The following is a 16,219-nucleotide window of genomic DNA, read 5'->3' as shown; positions in this document are numbered from 1 at the left end:
CGTCGGCATGGCGGTCGGCGCCGCGGTCTGGGGCAATTGCAATTGGGGCGGCGGCTGGTCGAACTGCTGCGGCGGCTACGGTGACGTCGACGTCGACATCGACAGCAATCGCAACGTGAACCGCAACTCGAATCGCAACGTCGACCGGCAGGGCCAACGGGGCCAGGGTCAGCAGCGCTGGCAGCACAATCCGCAGCACCGTGGCGGCCAAGGCTACCGGAACCAGAACACGGCACAGCGCTACCAGGGCGCGCAGAACTCGCAGCGGCGCGGGATGAACCAGCAGCAGGCGCGCGGGTACCAGCAGCGCGGTAGCCTCGAAGGCGCCGGCCAACGCGCCGGCCAGCAGCAACGCGCGGGTCAGCAACGGGCCGGCGGCCAGGGAGTGCGGCAGCCGAGCGCCGGGGTGCAGCGCGCTGGTTCCCGGCAGGGAGGCTCCGGCAGCTACGGCGGATCGCGCGGTGGCAGCGGCGCGTTCAGCGGCGGCGGTGGCGGCGGCGGCTTCGAGCGTTCGGCGAGTCAGCGCGGCGCGGCGAGTCGCAGTGGGTCCGGCGGTAGTCGCAGCTACGGAGGTGGTAGCCGGAGTGGCAGCTACGGCGGCAGTCGCAGCTCTGGGGGCGGCGGCAGCCGGAGCTACGGCGGCAGTCGCGGTGGCGGCGGCGGGAGCTATCGGGGTGGCGGTGGCGGCGGCCGCGGTGGCGGTGGCGGCGGTCGTGGCGGCGGCGGCGGACGGCGGCGATGAGAGGAGGACGAGCCATGCGTAGAACGACTGGAATCGGTATCGGACTCTTCTTCCTGAGCGCGCTTGCGACGACGATCCCGACCTCGGCTTGGGCGGTGGCGCAGCGCAGGTTCGAGAGCGCGGAGGCGGCGGCCTCCGCTCTCGTCGAGGCGGCGAAGATCGGTGACGGCAAACAGCTCGACCCGCTCTTCGGGCCGGGCGCGCAGCAGGTGCTGCCCTCGGGCGATCCCGTCGCGGATCGCGAAGCCCGCGAGCACTTCGTCGAGCGCGCGGCCGAGCGCACGCACCTCGAGCGCGTCGGCGACGACTTCGCCGTCTTGAGCGTCGGCAACGACGACTGGCCGTTCCCGATCCCGCTCGTGAAGGAGTCGGCCGGCTGGCGCTTCGATACCGAGGCCGGGAAGACGGAGATCTTGAACCGGCGGATCGGGAGGAACGAGCTCTTTACGATCCAGGTCTGTCAGGAGTACGTGTCGGCGCAGCGCGACTATGCGGCCCGCATGCGCGCGACCGGGGGCGGTTACGAGTACGCCCAGCGGCTCCGCAGCACGCCCGGCAAACGCGACGGCCTCTACTGGGAGACCGGGGAGGGCGACGCCGAAAGCCCGATCGGTCCGCTCTTCGCCGACGCGAGCCGCGAGGGCTACCGGCCCGGCATGAACGCCACGCCCCAGCCGTTCCACGGCTACGTCTACAAGGAGCTGCACGCGGCGGGTCCGCATGCCCCCGGGGGTGCCCGCAGCTATATAAGGGAAGGAAGGATGACGCGCGGTTTCGCGCTCCTCGCCTATCCGGTGAAGTACGGCTCGAGCGGCGTCATGACGTTCATCGTGAACGAGCAGGGCATTCCGTTCGAGCAAGACCTCGGTCCCAAGACGGCGGAGATCGCCTCCAAGATCACGGCGTACGATCCCGACGATTCGTGGGACCCGACCGAGTGAGCCTGCGCCGAGGGCTGGTGGCGGCTGCGACGATCGTCGTGTGCCTGGGGATGGGAAGTCTCGCGACGGCCGCGGGGAGCGCAGCCGCCGAGACGGCGAGCGTCAAGGCCGAGCCCGCTTCCATCTGGCCGCGCCAGGACTACACCGGCGATTTCTTCGGGCGCTGCTACCTCACCGGCGACTGGGGCGGGTGGCGTACCAAGCTCGCCGAGCGCGGCGTCACCCTGAACGTCGATCTCCTCCAGGCATACCGCGGTGTCGTCGACGGCGGGCGCGACGAGAACGACGCCTACGGCGGCTCGGCCGACTACGAGCTGCACCTCGAGACCGAGCGGCTCGGGCTCTGGCCGGGCGGCTTCCTGCGCGTCTTCGCCGAGTCGCGCTTCGGCGACTTCGTGAACCTGGACGCCGGCGCGCTCATCCCGGCCGACACCGACGGCGTCTTCCCGCTCCCCGAGGACATCTCGACGCTCACGAGCGTGAGCTACGTCCAGTTCCTGGCACCCTGGGTCGCCGTCCTCGGCGGCAAGCTCGACACGCTCGACGGCGACCAAAACGCGTTCGCGAGCGGTCGCGGCAAGACGCAGTTCTCGAACCTCGCGTTCGTGCTGAACCCCGCCCTTTTTCGCTCCGTGCCGTACTCGGCGCTCGGGGGCGGCGTGCTCTTCGTCCTGCCCGACGAGCTCGGCACGCTCCAGGTGCTCGCGCTCGACGCGGGCGGTCGTCCCGACGTCTCGGGTTTCGAGGACGCCTTCGACAAGGGTACGGTGGTTGCCGAGGAGCTCCGCGTCGGGTACCGGCCGCTCGGCCTCCCGGGGCACGTGACGCTCGGGGGTTCGTGGTCGAGCCGGAACTTCGCCGTGCTCGACCAGGACCGCCGACTCGTCGTCGACGCGCTTATCGACCGGCGCTTCGGGACCGACTTCGCCGACGTCGAGCGCGCCGGTGATGGCTGGGCCATCTATTACAACTTCGATCAGTTCCTGTGGGTCGAGAAGGACGATCCGACGCAGGGCGTGGGCCTGTTCTTCCGCTTCGCGCAGGCGGACGAGCGCACCAACCCGATCGAGCGCTTCTACAGCTTCGGCTTCGGCGGCAAGGGCATCGTCCCGACCCGCGACGCCGACACCTTCGGCATCGGCTGGTATCTCACCGACCGGAGCGATCAGTTGCCGCGCCTGATCGAGCGTCGCACCCAGGGCGGGCAGGGCTTCGAGGTGTTCTACAACGCCGAGGTCCTGCCGTGGCTCCACGTCACGCCGGACCTCCAGGTGCTCGAGCCGGCGCAGAAGCGGGTCGACACGGCGGTGGTGCTCGGGGCGCGCATGCAGATCACGTTCTGACGAAGTAGATCGAGCGTTGTAGGCAGGCCGAGCTCGACATCCGCAGACGGGGAATCCGGAGGATCGAGCCCCCCTTGGTTCTCACCCGCGTGACGGCCTTTACTCCCGGCATAGCTCCAGGAAAAATGACGGTATGGGTGTCACCAAGATTGCGCGCTTGCTGCAGCCGGCGGCCGAGTCGTTTTTCCTGTTCGGACCACGTGGCACGGGGAAGAGCTATTGGCTGGCAGATCGCTTCGGGGATGCCGCGGCGACCTTCGACCTGCTCGACGAGGCGCTTCTGGTGGAGCTTTTGGCGGAGCCGGATGCCTTTGCGCGGAAACTGGATGGACTCCCTTCGGGGGCCTGGGTGGTCATCGACGAGGTGCAGCGCGCCCCCGTACTCTTGAGCGCGGTGCACCGGCTCATCGAGACGCGCAGGCTTCGCTTCGTGCTGTGCGGCTCGAGCGCACGGCAACTGCGGCGCAAGGGAGTGAACCTGCTCGCCGGACGTGCGGTCGAGCGCCGATTGCATCCTTTCACGGCGGCCGAGCTCGGCAGGCGCTTCGACCTCGACGATGCGCTCACCTTCGGGACGCTGCCGCTGGTGTGGGCCGCACCCAATCGCGCCGAGCGGCTCGCAGCCTACGTGCGGACCTATCTCGCGCAGGAGATCCAGGCCGAGGCCGCCGTCCGTCGGCTCCCGAGCTTCGTTCGCTTCCTGCCGATCGCCGCCCTCTTCCACGGTCAGATCCTCAACGTGTCGTCCTTGGCGCGCGACGCCGGTGTGGCGCGCACGAGCATCCAAAGCTACCGCGAGATCCTCGAGCAGACGCTGCTCACCTTTACGCTCGACGCGTACCGGCCGCGGTTGCGGGTGAAGGAAGTCGCGCACCCGAAGTTCTTCTGGGCCGATGCCGGGCTGGTACGCGCGTTCAAGAAGCAGCTCGGCCCGCTGCAGGAGGAGGAACGGGGTCCGCTCTTCGAGGGGTGGGTGGCGCAGACGTTGCGTGCGATGAACGACTACGTCGGATTGTTCGACGAGTGGTTCTACTGGTCGTCCCATGGCAGTGCGGGTGCGGTCGAGGTCGACTTTCTGCTGCGGCAGGGGAAGAGGTTGATCGCCATCGAAGCGAAGGCAGGCCGACGGTTTCGACCTGACTTCCTGAAGGGACTGGCGGCGATCGGAGATCTCGGCGGGGTCAAGAGGAGGATCCTCGTCTATGGTGGCAAGGATTCGTGGACGACTGACGAGCGCGTCGAGGTCATGTCGGTGGCGCGTTTCATTAGCGAGGTGGCCCGCGGTCTCTGACCCCGGGTCGGGCCACACGGCGCATTCTTGCTTGACGGACGCCTGTTTCCGGTGTTTGTGTCCTGCGCCTAGCGCCTAGCGCCTAGCGCCTAGCGCCTAGCGCGTACGCCGGACGCCCCAAGCCGCGTGCGCGTACCGACCCTGGGTCTCGATTTCCGAAGGCGGATCGCGATGTGGACGACAAAAAGAGGTGTGGTTGCGGCGGTTGCGCTCGGCGCCTTCGCGCTGGCCCACGGCGTCCGTCCGTCCATCGCCCGCGCCGCCGACCCGACCCAGAAGGAGCTGGTCGAACGCTTGCGCAAGCTCGAAGAGAACCAGGCCAAGCTCTACGAGCTCATGAAGGAGAAGGACGCGCGCATCGACGCACTCCAGGCCGAGGTCGAGCGCGGCAAGGGGCACATCCCCGCCGGCGCCGAGACCCAGAAGGGCGAGGCACTCGGCGACGGCATGCCGGCTGCGGCCGCGCCGGCCAAGGAGCAAGGTGCGCTCAGCACGGTGCAAGCAGCGCCGGCACCGAGCGCGCCTGGCGAGGAGGTCGAGGAGGGTCCCTTCGGGAGCTACAAGCAGGGCCGCGGCTTCGGCTTCGCGCGCACCGAATGGGGTGAGGTGCGCTTCGGCATCTACACCTACGTCCGCTACCTCAACCAGAAGATGCTCGAGGACCACTACACGAACGGCCTCGGGCAGCGGGTCCAGATCGACCAGCGCGAAGATCTCGAGCTCAACAAGGTGAAGCTCGAGTTCCGCGGCTGGGTCATCGATCCCCGCTTCAACTACGTGCTGTACTCGTGGACCAACAACGCGGCGCAGGGCCTCGGCGCGCAGGTCGTGCTCGGCGGCAATCTCAACTGGGTCTTCGGCCCCGCGCTCACCGTCGGCGGCGGCATCCTGTCGCTGCCGACGACGCGCTCGACGTCCGGCAACTTCCCGTACTGGCTCACCGTCGATCACCGCACGATCGCCGACGAGTTCTTCCGCGGCTCCTACGCGCAGGGCTTCTACGGCTACGGCCGCAAGGGTGACTTCGGCTACTATGCGATGCTCGCGAACAACCTGAGCACGCTCGGGGTGGATGCCGGACAGATGGACGCCGACTTCACGACAGTCTCGGCGGCGCTCTGGTGGATGCCGACGACCGGCGAGTACGGTCCGCGCTCCGGTTTCGGCGACTACGAGTGGCACGAGGACGTCGCGACCCGCCTCGGGGCGCACTTCACCTTCAGCCCGGAGGACCGCCAGTCGCAGCCGGACAGCGAGGACATCGACAACACGCAGATCCGGCTCTCGAACGGCACGATCATCTTCGCGCCGAATGCGCTCGGTCCCGACACGCGCGTGAACAGCGTCAAGTACTACATGACCGACGTCGACGCGGGCGTGAAGTGGCGCGGCATGGAGCTCTCCGGCGAGTACTACGTCCGCTGGCTGCAGGATTTCCGCGGCGACGGCCCGTTCGAGGTGAACCGCATGTTCGACCACGGCCTGCAGGCCATGGCGTCGGCAATGGTGATCCCGAAGACCGTCCAGGTCTACAGCATGGGCTCCTACATCTTCGGCGACTTCGGCGACTCCTGGGAGGCGACGGCGGGTCTCAACTGGTGGATCTTCCGCCGGCGCGAACTGCGGGTGAACCTCGAGTATCTCTACGACCACCAGTCGCCGATCGGCTACACCGCCGTGCCGCAGCAAGTCGGCGGCACCGGGTCGGTCCTGACGGCCAACCTCGAGATGTCCTTCTGACGATGCGGGGAGAAGGAGAACCGTTCATGACTTCACGCCTGTCCCGCGCCCTCGCCGTCGCCACGATCGCCGCCGCTCTCGTCAGCGCGCCGCGCGCCGGTCGCGCCTACGATGTCAACGACGCGCACTTCCATCTCACCAACTACATCCAGGAAGGCACCGACATCCGGACGTTCCTCGACATCATGGGGTCGCGGGTCGGGCGGGTCGCGCTCTTCGGCATCCCGCTCCAGCAGCAGTGGTCGTACCGCGTTTCCGGTGACGCCGCGCCCGGCTACTACCTCGAGAGCGACGCCGACCTCTACTACTACTCGTTCACCGACGCCCGGATCGCCATGGCGTACAAGTCGCTGTCGAAGAAGCAGCAGGCCCGCTTCGACCCGATGATCACGGGTTTCAACCCGGCCGACATGTACGCCGCCGACCACATCCGGCGCGTGCTCGAGACGTTTCCCGGGGTCTTCACCGGCATCGGCGAGTTCACCATCCACAAGGAGTTCGTCTCGTCCAAGATCGCGGGCGACGCCGCCAGTCTGACCGATCCGGCGCTCGACCGCATTCTCGACTTCGCCGGGGAGGTCGGCCTCGTCGTGATCCTGCACAGCGACATCCACATGCCGTTCGCGAAGCCCGAGCAGGCTCGGACCTACTTCGACCAGACCAAGGCGCTCTTCGCGCGCCACCCGCGCGCTATCATCATCTGGGCCCATACCGGCCTCGGCCGCATCGTGCAGCCGCTGCCGGGGCACCTCGCGCTTCTGGACGAGATCGCCAACGCCCCGAATCTCGCGCACGTTTTCTTCGACATCTCCTGGAGCGAGGTGGCGAAGTACGTCGTCGCGTCGCCCGAGTCGGTGGCGGCCACGGCCGATTTCCTCGAGCGCCACCCGACGCGCGTGCTTTTCGGCACCGACGAGGTCGCGCCCAAGGATCAGGTGTCGTACCTAGGGATCTACGACCAGTACGCGCCGCTCTGGCAAAAGCTGAGCCCGCGCACGAGCGAGCAGCTCCGTATCGGCAACTATGCCCGTCTCTTCGACCAGGGCCGCAAGAAGGTGCGGGCCTGGGAAGCTGTGCACGTCCGCTGAACCACACGAAGGAGAACGTCCATGCACACACTACTGGTTCCCTCGCCGTTCCGGCGCGCGGCCGCGCTGGCTGCGGTCGCCGTCGCGGCGTCCGCCTGCACGGCGAGCGTCGCCAAGGAGAAGCCGGCGGCGTCCGCCGCGCGGACGGTGGCCGCGGTTGCGCCGGTTCCGCCCGGTCAGGAGAGTTTCCAGGCTCTCGTCGCCGACGCGCATGCCCGCTTCGCCGGCGTCACCGATGGCAAGAACGCCGACTACATCCCGATCCTCGCGACCATCCCCTCCGAGCTCTTCGGGGTCGCGATCGCGACCCGGGACGGGCACGTCTACGCGGCGGGCGACGTCGACTATCGCTTCTCGATCCAGTCGGTCGCGAAGCCCTTCACGGCGGCGCTCGTCATGCAGCAGTACGGCGGTCCCGAGATCATCGCCGAGAGGATCGGCGTCGAGCCGACGGGCCTGCCGTTCAACTCCAAGCTCGCGCTCGAGATCTACAAGGCGCGCTCGGTGAACCCGCTGGTGAACGCGGGCGCCATCGCCGCCGTGAGCCTGGTGAAGGCGAAGAACGAGAAGGACCGCTGGGAGAAGGTGAAGGGCAACCTCGAAGGCTTCGCTGGCGAGAAGCTTCCGCTCCTCGAGAAGGTCTACGACTCCGAGTACTCGACGGCCTGGGGCAATCGCGGCATCGCGAGCCTCCTCTACAACTGGGAGCGCCTCTACTGCGACGCCGAGGAGGCGCTGCGCGTCTATACCAAGGAGTGCTCGGTTGGCATCAACACCAGGGATCTCGCCATCATGGGCGCGACGCTGGCGAACGGCGGCGTCAACCCGAAGACGGGGGAACGCATGCTCGACGAGACCAGCGTGCCGGAGCTCCTCGCCATCATGCAGACGGCGGGCTTCTACGACGAGTCGGGCCGCTGGTCGTTCGATGCCGGCCTGCCGTCGAAGACGGGGGTCGGCGGCGGCATCGTCGCGGTGGTCCCCGGGCGCTACGCGATCGCGGCCTTCTCGCCGCGTCTGAACGCGGCCGGGAACAGCGTGCGGGCGCAGAAGGCGATCCGCTACATCGCCGGCAAGCTCGGCGCCGGCGTCTTCGGTCCGAACCCCGAACAATGAGGAGGCACGCAATGCGAACGATGATACGGTCGATCGTCGCGCTCGCGACCGCGGCGCTCCTGGTCTCGTCGTGGGCCGGCCCGGCCCGCGGCGCGAGCGCCGAGGTGGAGGAGCTGAAGAAGCAGGTGCGCATGCTGCAGCAGCGCCTCGAACAGATGGAGCAGCGCGAGAAAGAGCGCGCGGCGGCGCCACCCGCGCGTGCCGGCGAGACGCCGGCCGGCGGCGCGCTCGCCACGACGCCCGCCGGCACCGTCCCGGCGGGCGCCGAGCCCGCGATCACGGGCGAGGCCAGCAATGTGAAGGACCGGGCGAGCTTGCGCGACGACCAGCAGGCCGCGCCGCGCCCCGGCGACCTCACCCTCGACCCGAAGTACCGCGGCTTCACCCGCATCCCGAACACCCAGGTGCTCATCAAGTTCAACGCCAAGCCGCGTACGGACGTGACGCTCGACACCGAGAACGCGGGGGACGACAACCGGTTCGTCACTGCCAAGATCCCGGTGACGGGCCAGTCGGACAAGGGAGGCGACCCGCGCTTCAACATCAACGCCAAGGGCTCGCAGCTCCGGATCGACGTGCGCGCACCGGAGATCGCGGGCGCGCCGCGCTTCTATTACGAGAACGACTTCTACGGCTCGGGCGGCGGCGAGTTCCCGTACCGCATCCGCCATCTCTACGGGCAGTACTACAACATCATCGTCGGGCAGACCTACTCGATCTTCGAGGATCCCGACGTGTGGCCCGACACGGTCGACTACGAAGGGCCGAACTCGGCGATCTTCGCGCGCCGGCCGCTGGTGCGCTACCTGCAGCCACTCGGGAAGGAGTGGCAGCTGAACTTCGGCATCGAGCAGCCGGAGTCGGAGGTCGACCTCACCGGCCAGCCGGACGAGGCGAAGGCCATCAACAACGCGCCCGACGGCGGCGTGAACGCGCGCTGGGAGCGTGCGGATGTCGGCCACGTGCAGCTCGCCACCATCCTGCGGTCCATCAGCGTGGACGACTCGGATCATGGCCGACAGAGCAAGCTCGGCTGGGGCGTCAATGCCTCGGGGGTCTTCGACACGTGGGGCAACGACAGCCTGCAAGCCCAGGCGACCTACGGCCACGGCCTTTTCCGCTACAGCAACGACGACTTCGTGAACAACGACGCCGCCTTCGACCACGACGGCGACCTCGAAACGATCCCGTACCTCGGCCTGATGCTCGGCTACACCCACCACTGGGCGGAGCGCTGGCGGTCGACGCTGTCGGGTGGCTACGTGAACCTCGACAACACGGCGAGCCAGGCGGGCGACGCGTACCACCAGACGGCGTACGCGTCGGCGAACGTGATCTTCCAGTACCACAAGCGTCTCTCGATCGGCTTCGAGACGCTCTATGGACACAGGGAGACGAAGGACGGCTCGGACGGCGACGTCGTCCGCTTCACGGCCGGCCTCGTCTATACGATCTTCGACTGAGTGCCGATGGCGGGACGTGCAGCGGGCGCCCGGGCCGCGCTCGTCCTCGTGGCGGCGTGGCTCGCGGCGTCCGGGTGCGTTGCGCCGGGCGGGAAGCGCGTGCCGGCGGGAGGCTGCGCGCGTCCCGAAGGCTGTGTGCGGACCGCGCGTTGGCATGAACGGCCGCCGTTTCGCCGCGCGACGCGCATTACCCCGTTGGCGGCGAGCACGGCTCCGCTGCAGGCGGCGACCGACGAGCCGCACGGACCGCCGGCGCCGGGGATCTACACCCCGCCGTGGCTGCCGCGCGCGGGGATCTACTGGGACGGCGCGCTCCGCTATCGCTTTTTCGCGGAGCCGAAGGTCGGGCTCGACCAGAGCCGGCCGAGCTTCACGCTTGGCGAGCGTCCTCTCGTCGCCGGCCGCATCGGGTTCAAGATCAACGTGGACGGCGCGACCTTCGCCTCGCGCGGCGGCGCCGAGGACGTTCCGGGCGACGTCGCGCTCCGTCGTGGCTACCTTGTCTCGAGCGGGGTCATCAATCTGCCGCATCCGCTGCAGTACAACCTCGAGTTCGGCATCTTGCAGCGGAACTTCTACCTCGACTCGGCCTGGCTCGGGGCGCACGACGTCCCCTGGGTCGGATCGCTCAAACTCGGCGGCCTCGACGCGCCGATCGGCTTCGACAACGTCACGAGCAGCCGCGACCGCGCCTTCATGGAGCTGCCCGCTCCGGTGCAGGCCTTCGTGCCGGCGACGTCGCTCGGACTCCTCGCGCACCGCACCTGGCGCGACGGCCGTGCCAGCGGCGCGCTCGGGTGGTTCACGGTCGGGCAGCGGCGCGATGTCGGCGACCAGAGCCGCGCGCTCGCCCGTGTGGTGGCGCGCGGCACCTGGCTTGCCCGCGACCGTGAGCAGGACGAGGCGCCGCCCGGCCGCTGGCCCGAGCTCGTGCACCTCGGGATCGCGGGGTCGTACACGTTCGCCGGCAGCGACGACGTTCGTTACCAGTCGCGACCCGAGAGCTTCCTCGCGCCGGTCGCCGTCGACACCGGCCGGATTCCGGCGCGGAGCGCCTTCGTGCTCGGCGCCGAGGGTGCGGCGCGGCGCGGGCCGCTGTCGGTGCAAGCCGAGGCCCTGAGTGCCTTCGTCGATCATCGAGCGCGGGCTTTTCCCGGCCTGTATCTTTCGGCCGCGTACCTCCTGACCGGCGAGGTGCGGCCCTACGACCGCGAGGGGGCGGTCTTCGGTCAGGTCGTGCCGACCCGGCCGCTCGGCCTCCGGGAGCGCCGCTTCGGCGCCGCGGAACTCGCGGGCCGCTGGTCGTGGGTCGATCTCGAGGACGGAGACGTTCGCGGCGGTCGCATGCACGTGCTCGGCGCCGGTTTCAATTGGTATTGGAACCGCTGGGTGCGCTGGCAGGCGAACTACGAGCTGGCCCTCGCCGACGGCGGGCCGCTCGACGGGCGGCTGCACGTCTTCCAGGCGCGGTTCCAGCTCGTCTTGTGAGAAGGGGGGTGTTTCATGGGGGACGTGCGATTCGCGGGGTGGCTCGGCGTCGGCTTGTTCCTCGGCATGCTGGTCATGCTCGAGATCGGACGCCGGGTCGGCGACCGCGTCGAACGGCTCGATCCCGAGGGCGCCCACACGGGCACGGGACCCGTCGAGGGGGCGGTGTTCGCGCTCCTCGGCCTGCTCGTGGCGTTCTCGTTCTCGGGCGCGGCGGCGCGCTTCGACGCCCGCCGGCACCTGATCGTCGAAGAGACCAACGCGATCGGCACCGCCTACCTGCGCCTCGATCTGGCGCCGGCGGCGGCCCAGCCTGCGCTCCGCGACCTCTTCCGCCGCTACCTGGACACGCGGCTCGAGGTCTATCGACTGGTTCCGGATCTCGACGCCGTCCGCGAGGCGCTCGGCCGCGCCGAGCGCCTCCAGGGGGAGATCTGGTCCGCGAGCCTCGCCGCCTGCCGTGACGCGGGGTCGCAGCCCTGCGCGATCCTCCTCCTGCCCGCGCTGAACGCGATGATCGACATCACCACGACGCGGACGGCGGCGGGCCGCATGCACCCGCCGTGGATCATCGTCTGGCTGCTCTGCGGCCTCGGGCTCGGCTGCGCGCTGCTCGCGGGGTACAGCATGGCGACCGGCGAGCGCCGGAAATGGACGCACATCCTGGCGTTCGCCGCCGTCATGGCCCTCACGGTCTTCGTCATCCTCGACCTCGAGTTCCCGCGGATCGGCTTCATCCGGGTGGACGAGTTCGACCGACTGCTGCTCGACCTGCGCGCCGGGATGGACCGCTGACGTGGCGGGCCCATCCGCTTGCGGGGCCGGGCGCGTCTGATATCGGTCGCCGCCGTTTCGTGGGGTCGTCATGCGCCTTCTAGGGTGGATCGTCTTCGTGCTCCTGGTCGTGCTCGCGCTCGCGTGGGCCGCGGCCGCGCTCCATTTCACCGGGCCGCGTCCGGCGCTCCTCGCCGACGGCCTCGCCGCGGCGCTCGTGCTCGCGGGCCTCGTCGTGCTCTTCACGGTGCGGCCCTTCGGCCGGACGCTCACGGCGCTCGTCGTGCTCTTCGCGGCCTGGGCGCTCTGGTGGAGCCGCGTCGAGCCGCGGAACGACCGCGACTGGCAGCCCGACGTCGCGCGTACGGCCCACGTCGAAGTCGACGGCGACCGCCTGACCTTCCACGACGTCCGGGACTTCCACTACCGCACCGAGACCGACTACACGCCGCGCTGGGAGGACCGCACCGTCGACCTCTCGCAGCTCGTCGGCATGGACCTCTTCATGTCGTACTGGGGGGCTCCCGGGATCGCGCACACGATCATGAGCTGGGAGTTCGCCGACGGGCAGCACCTCGCCGTTTCGATCGAGACCCGCAAGGAGAAGGGCGAGGAGTACTCGGCGGTCAAGGGCTTCTTCAAGCAGTTCGAGATCTACTACGTCGTCGCCGACGAGCGGGACGTGATCCGGCTCCGCACCAACTACCGGGGCGAGGAGGTGCACCTCTACCAGCTGCGCACGCCGATCGAACGGGCGCGCCGGCTTCTCCTCGACTACGTGCGCTCGATCAACGAGCTGCACGAGCGTCCGGAGTGGTACAACGCCGCGACCGCGAACTGTACGACCTCGATCACGCGCCACATCCGCAAGCTCGGTGTCGCCTTTCCGCTCGACTGGCGCGTGATCGCCAACGGCCGCCTCGACGAGCTGCTGTACGAGCATGGCATCATCGACACCAGCCGGCCGTTTCCCGAAGTCCGCCAGGCGAGCCTGGTGAACGCGCGCGCCAAGGCCGCCGGTCAGGATCCGGCGTTCTCGGCGCGCATCCGTGACGGTTTGACCCGTCCGCCGCTCATCGTGCTGCCGGCGGGCACCGAGTGACCCCAAAAAAGAGAGAGACAGGACAGAGAAGGAGGAGACATGCGAACGAAGACGTGGATGGCGATGGGAGCGGGGGCGTTGGCCTTCGTGGTGGCGGCGTGCGGTACGGAAAAGGTGCCGCCGCCCTCGGCGCCGGTCGCGGCGGTGACGCAGACCGAGAAGCCGGGGCAGGTGATCGACCGGGCGGTGGTGAGTGCGGCGGCGCGGGTCGTGAAGGTCGACCAGAAGCAGCGCGTCGTGACCCTGAAGAACGCCGAAGGGAAGGTGTTCGACCTGCAGGTGGGCGAGGAGGTGCGGAACCTGGCGCAGGTGAAGTCCGGAGACGACGTGGTGGTGACCTACTACGAGTCGCTGGCGATCACCGTCAAGAAGCCGGGCGAGGCGAAGCCGGGCGCCACCGTGGCCGACGCCGCCGGACGCGCCGAGCCGGGGGAGAAGCCGGGGGCGGCGGTCGGTCAGCAGACGACCGTCGTCGCGACCGTCGTCGGCCTCGACAAGAAGAAGGGCACCGTGAAGCTCAAGAGCTCCCAGGGGAAGGTCGTCGAGGTGGAGGCGCGCGACCCGAAGCGCCTCGAGCACGTGAAGGTCGGGGACCTCATCGAGGTTGTCTACACCGAGGCGATGGCGATCTCGGTGGAGAAACCCGAGAAGAAGTAGCCCGCCGTATGTCTGGACGGCAGCGCGCGCGCGCGGCGAGGGCCGCCCGTCGATGGCGATGGGCGGCGCTCCTCGCGCTCGCGCTGCCGGTCACGGCGACGTGGGCCGGCCCGGCGCGCGCGCAGTCGCCGGAAGCGCCGGCACCGTCGCCGAGCCCGGCGGTCACCTGGATCCGTCCGGAAGAGGTCGCCGGGCAGGCCGACACCCTGCTCCAGGGCCTCGCCACCGCGCTCCCCGACGCGGCGGTGCGGCGGACGGTGGAACGCGTCGACGCGGCGCTGCGCGGGGCGGCGCCCGACCTCGACCTGCTGCTGCGGCACGTGCGGACGGCGGCCGGGCAGTCGTCGTCGTTCGTCGAGCTCGAGGATCTCCGTCGCGAACTCGCGGCGAGCGCCAAGATCTTCGATGTCTGGGGTGCCCCGCTGGCGGGCGAGGTCAAGCGACTCTCCGAGGTGCGCGACCAGATGCAAGCCGCCGAGAGCCTCTGGCGCGAGACGCGCGAGCGTCCCGAGACGGCCGCCGCCGGCGACGTCGTCGGCCGCCGCGTCGACGGATCGCTCGCGGCGCTCGCGGAGACGGAGGCGGCGCTCCGACCCTGGCGGACGCACGTCCTGGCGATCAGCGACCATCTGCTCGATCGCCGCACCGCCGTCGCCGCCGCCGACAAACGGATCGCCACGCTGCTGGCGGCCGAGCGCGAGAACATCCTGGTGCGGAGCCGGCCGCCCCTCTGGGATGCGGGTGTCCGGGAGCGGCTCCGCGACGAGCTGCCGCAGGTGCCGGCCGCCGTCCGCGCCTACGCGCGCAGCACCGTCGACTACATCGAGCGCGATGCCCGGCCGATGGTGCTCCAGCTCCTGTGCGCGATCGTCGTCGTGCTGCTCTTGCGGATGCTCGCCACCTCCGCGACCGCCGCGCCGGCGGCGCCAGGACGCGAACGCCCGATTCAGCCCTACGCGCTCGGGCTGCTGCTCGTGCTGCTCGCGACGCCGTGGTTCCACCCGGCGAGCCCGCAGCGCTTCCGGCACCTGTTGACGATCGTCGCCCTCGTGCCCTCGGCCCGCATCGCGCTCGCCGTCGACGGGGTGCGCCATCGCCCCATCTTCGTCGCCGTGGTGCTGATCCTGCTCCTCGACCGGGTGACCCTGGCCGTCGCGCCGCTGCCGGCGGTCGCGCGGGTGAGCGCGGTCGCTTCGCTGGCCTCCGGGCTCGCGGTCGTCTCCTGGGTGGCCCGCCGCCTGCGCGCGAGCGCCGCCCCGGCGTCCTGGCGGCGGGTGGCGCGGCTGGCCGTCGTCGTGCTCGCCGTCGCCCTGGCGGCGGACATCGGCGGGTGGAGCGACCTCGGGGCGGTCGTGGGCCGCGGCTCGATGGCCGCGGTGATCATGGGGGTGTTCGTGCACGCGGCCGTGGTCGGTCTCGAGCCGGTGGTGGTGCGCGTCCTCGGCACGCCGCTCGCCCGGCGGAGCCGCATGCTCGACCGGCGCCGCGCGCTCGTCCGCGAGCGCGCCGGATTCGTACTGCGCGTGCTCGGCGTCGTCTTCTGGTCGACGCTCGTGCTGCGCGCCGTCGGCCTCTACGACGTCGCGATCGCCGTGCTGAGGGCGATCGCGAACGCGGGTTTTTCGGTGGGGGCGCTGTCGCTCTCGGTCGGGACGCTGCTGGCGTTCGCGTCGACGCTCGCCGCGTCGATGCTCGTCGCGCGCATCGTGAGCGGCGTTCTCGAGGAGGACGTGTATCCGCGTGCCCGGCTGCCGCGGGGCGTACCGTTCGTGCTCTCGACGCTCACCCGGTATGCCGTGTACTCGTTCGGCTTCCTCTTCGCGCTCGCGGCGGCCGGCATCCAGCTCGGACAGCTCAGCATCCTGCTCGGCGGCCTCGGCGTCGGCGTCGGCCTCGGGCTCCAGGACGTGGTGAAGAACTTCGCGGCCGGGCTGACGCTCCTCTTCGAGCGGCGCGTCCACCCCGGGGACATCGTGCAGATTCCGGGGCAGCAGATCTTCGGGCGCGTCGTCTCGATCGGCATGCGGGCAACGCTCTTGAAGGCATGGGACGGCTCGGAGGTCGTCGTCCCGAACGGCGACTTGATCGCGGGCGCCATCAGCAACTGGACCCTTTCGGATCGTCTGTGCCGCGTCGAGGTCGCGGTCGGCGTCGCCTATGGCACCGACCCGGAGCGCGTGCTCGCGCTCCTGCTCGCCGTCGTGCGCGCCGACGAGCGGATGCTCGAGAATCCGCCGCCCCAGGCGCTCTTCACGGGCTTCGGGGAGAGCGCGCTGAACTTCACGCTGCGCGCCTGGACCGACAAGGGAATCGACGAGCGCGCGGGCCTCACGAGCGACCTCGCGGTGGCCGTCCATCGCGCGCTCGGCGACGCCGGCATCACGATCCCGTTCCCGCAGCGCGACCTGCACCTCGCGAGCGTCGCCCCGGAGGCCGGGGCCGCGCTCGCGGGCCCGCGGCGCGAGGGGTGACGG

The 16,219-nt window shown here is 69.9% G+C and carries 13 protein-coding genes; all 13 read left to right on the top strand.

From position 1 onward, the window contains the following. Positions 1-742 (top strand): hypothetical protein (locus tag IT293_13765; protein MCC6765722.1); only part of this gene is annotated, 742 nt, incomplete at its 5' end. A gap of 14 nt (positions 743-756) precedes the next feature. After that, positions 757-1,683: a DUF2950 domain-containing protein gene (locus tag IT293_13760; GenBank protein MCC6765721.1), complete on the top strand. Its 927-nt coding sequence runs from the start codon at positions 757-759 to the stop codon at positions 1,681-1,683. A 17-nt stretch (positions 1,684-1,700) separates the two neighbouring features. Beyond that, complete coding sequence (locus IT293_13755) at positions 1,701-3,026, top strand: carbohydrate porin (GenBank protein ID MCC6765720.1); 1,326 nt, start codon at positions 1,701-1,703, stop codon at positions 3,024-3,026. Positions 3,027-3,159: 133 nt separating this feature from the next. Then, positions 3,160-4,317, top strand: coding sequence for an ATP-binding protein (locus IT293_13750; GenBank protein ID MCC6765719.1), 1,158 nt, complete (start codon positions 3,160-3,162; stop codon positions 4,315-4,317). Between the two features lie 171 nt (positions 4,318-4,488). Next, positions 4,489-6,057, top strand: coding sequence for a hypothetical protein (locus tag IT293_13745; protein MCC6765718.1), 1,569 nt, complete (start codon positions 4,489-4,491; stop codon positions 6,055-6,057). A gap of 26 nt (positions 6,058-6,083) precedes the next feature. Next, positions 6,084-7,145 carry an amidohydrolase family protein gene (locus IT293_13740; protein MCC6765717.1) on the top strand — a complete coding sequence of 354 codons (1,062 nt, stop codon included), beginning with the start codon at positions 6,084-6,086 and terminating at the stop codon, positions 7,143-7,145. 21 nt (positions 7,146-7,166) lie between these two features. Further along, the gene (glsA, locus tag IT293_13735) at positions 7,167-8,261 is read left to right on the top strand and encodes a glutaminase A (protein MCC6765716.1); all 1,095 of its coding nucleotides are present in this window, start codon (positions 7,167-7,169) and stop codon (positions 8,259-8,261) included. A gap of 11 nt (positions 8,262-8,272) precedes the next feature. Next, positions 8,273-9,724, top strand: coding sequence for a hypothetical protein (locus IT293_13730; protein MCC6765715.1), 1,452 nt, complete (start codon positions 8,273-8,275; stop codon positions 9,722-9,724). Between the two features lie 6 nt (positions 9,725-9,730). Beyond that, a complete protein-coding gene (locus IT293_13725) occupies positions 9,731-11,212 on the top strand; it encodes a hypothetical protein (GenBank protein MCC6765714.1) in 1,482 nt (493 codons plus the stop codon). A gap of 15 nt (positions 11,213-11,227) precedes the next feature. Continuing rightward, on the top strand, positions 11,228-12,007 hold the full coding sequence (locus tag IT293_13720; protein ID MCC6765713.1) for a DUF4239 domain-containing protein: 780 nt from the start codon (positions 11,228-11,230) through the stop codon (positions 12,005-12,007). A gap of 70 nt (positions 12,008-12,077) precedes the next feature. Then, positions 12,078-13,088, top strand: coding sequence for a DUF4105 domain-containing protein (locus IT293_13715; GenBank protein MCC6765712.1), 1,011 nt, complete (start codon positions 12,078-12,080; stop codon positions 13,086-13,088). Positions 13,089-13,127: 39 nt separating this feature from the next. Further along, positions 13,128-13,745, top strand: a complete 618-nt coding sequence (locus tag IT293_13710; protein ID MCC6765711.1) for a hypothetical protein — start codon at positions 13,128-13,130, stop codon at positions 13,743-13,745. 8 nt (positions 13,746-13,753) lie between these two features. Continuing rightward, positions 13,754-16,216, top strand: a complete 2,463-nt coding sequence (locus tag IT293_13705; protein MCC6765710.1) for a mechanosensitive ion channel — start codon at positions 13,754-13,756, stop codon at positions 16,214-16,216. The last annotated feature ends 3 nt before the right edge of the window (positions 16,217-16,219 follow it).

Source organism: Deltaproteobacteria bacterium (genome assembly GCA_020848745.1).
Taxonomy (GTDB): Bacteria; Desulfobacterota; Binatia; order UTPRO1; family UTPRO1; genus UTPRO1.
The sequence above is the reverse complement of the archived record's forward strand: the minus strand, read 5'-3'. Positions and strand labels throughout refer to the sequence as shown.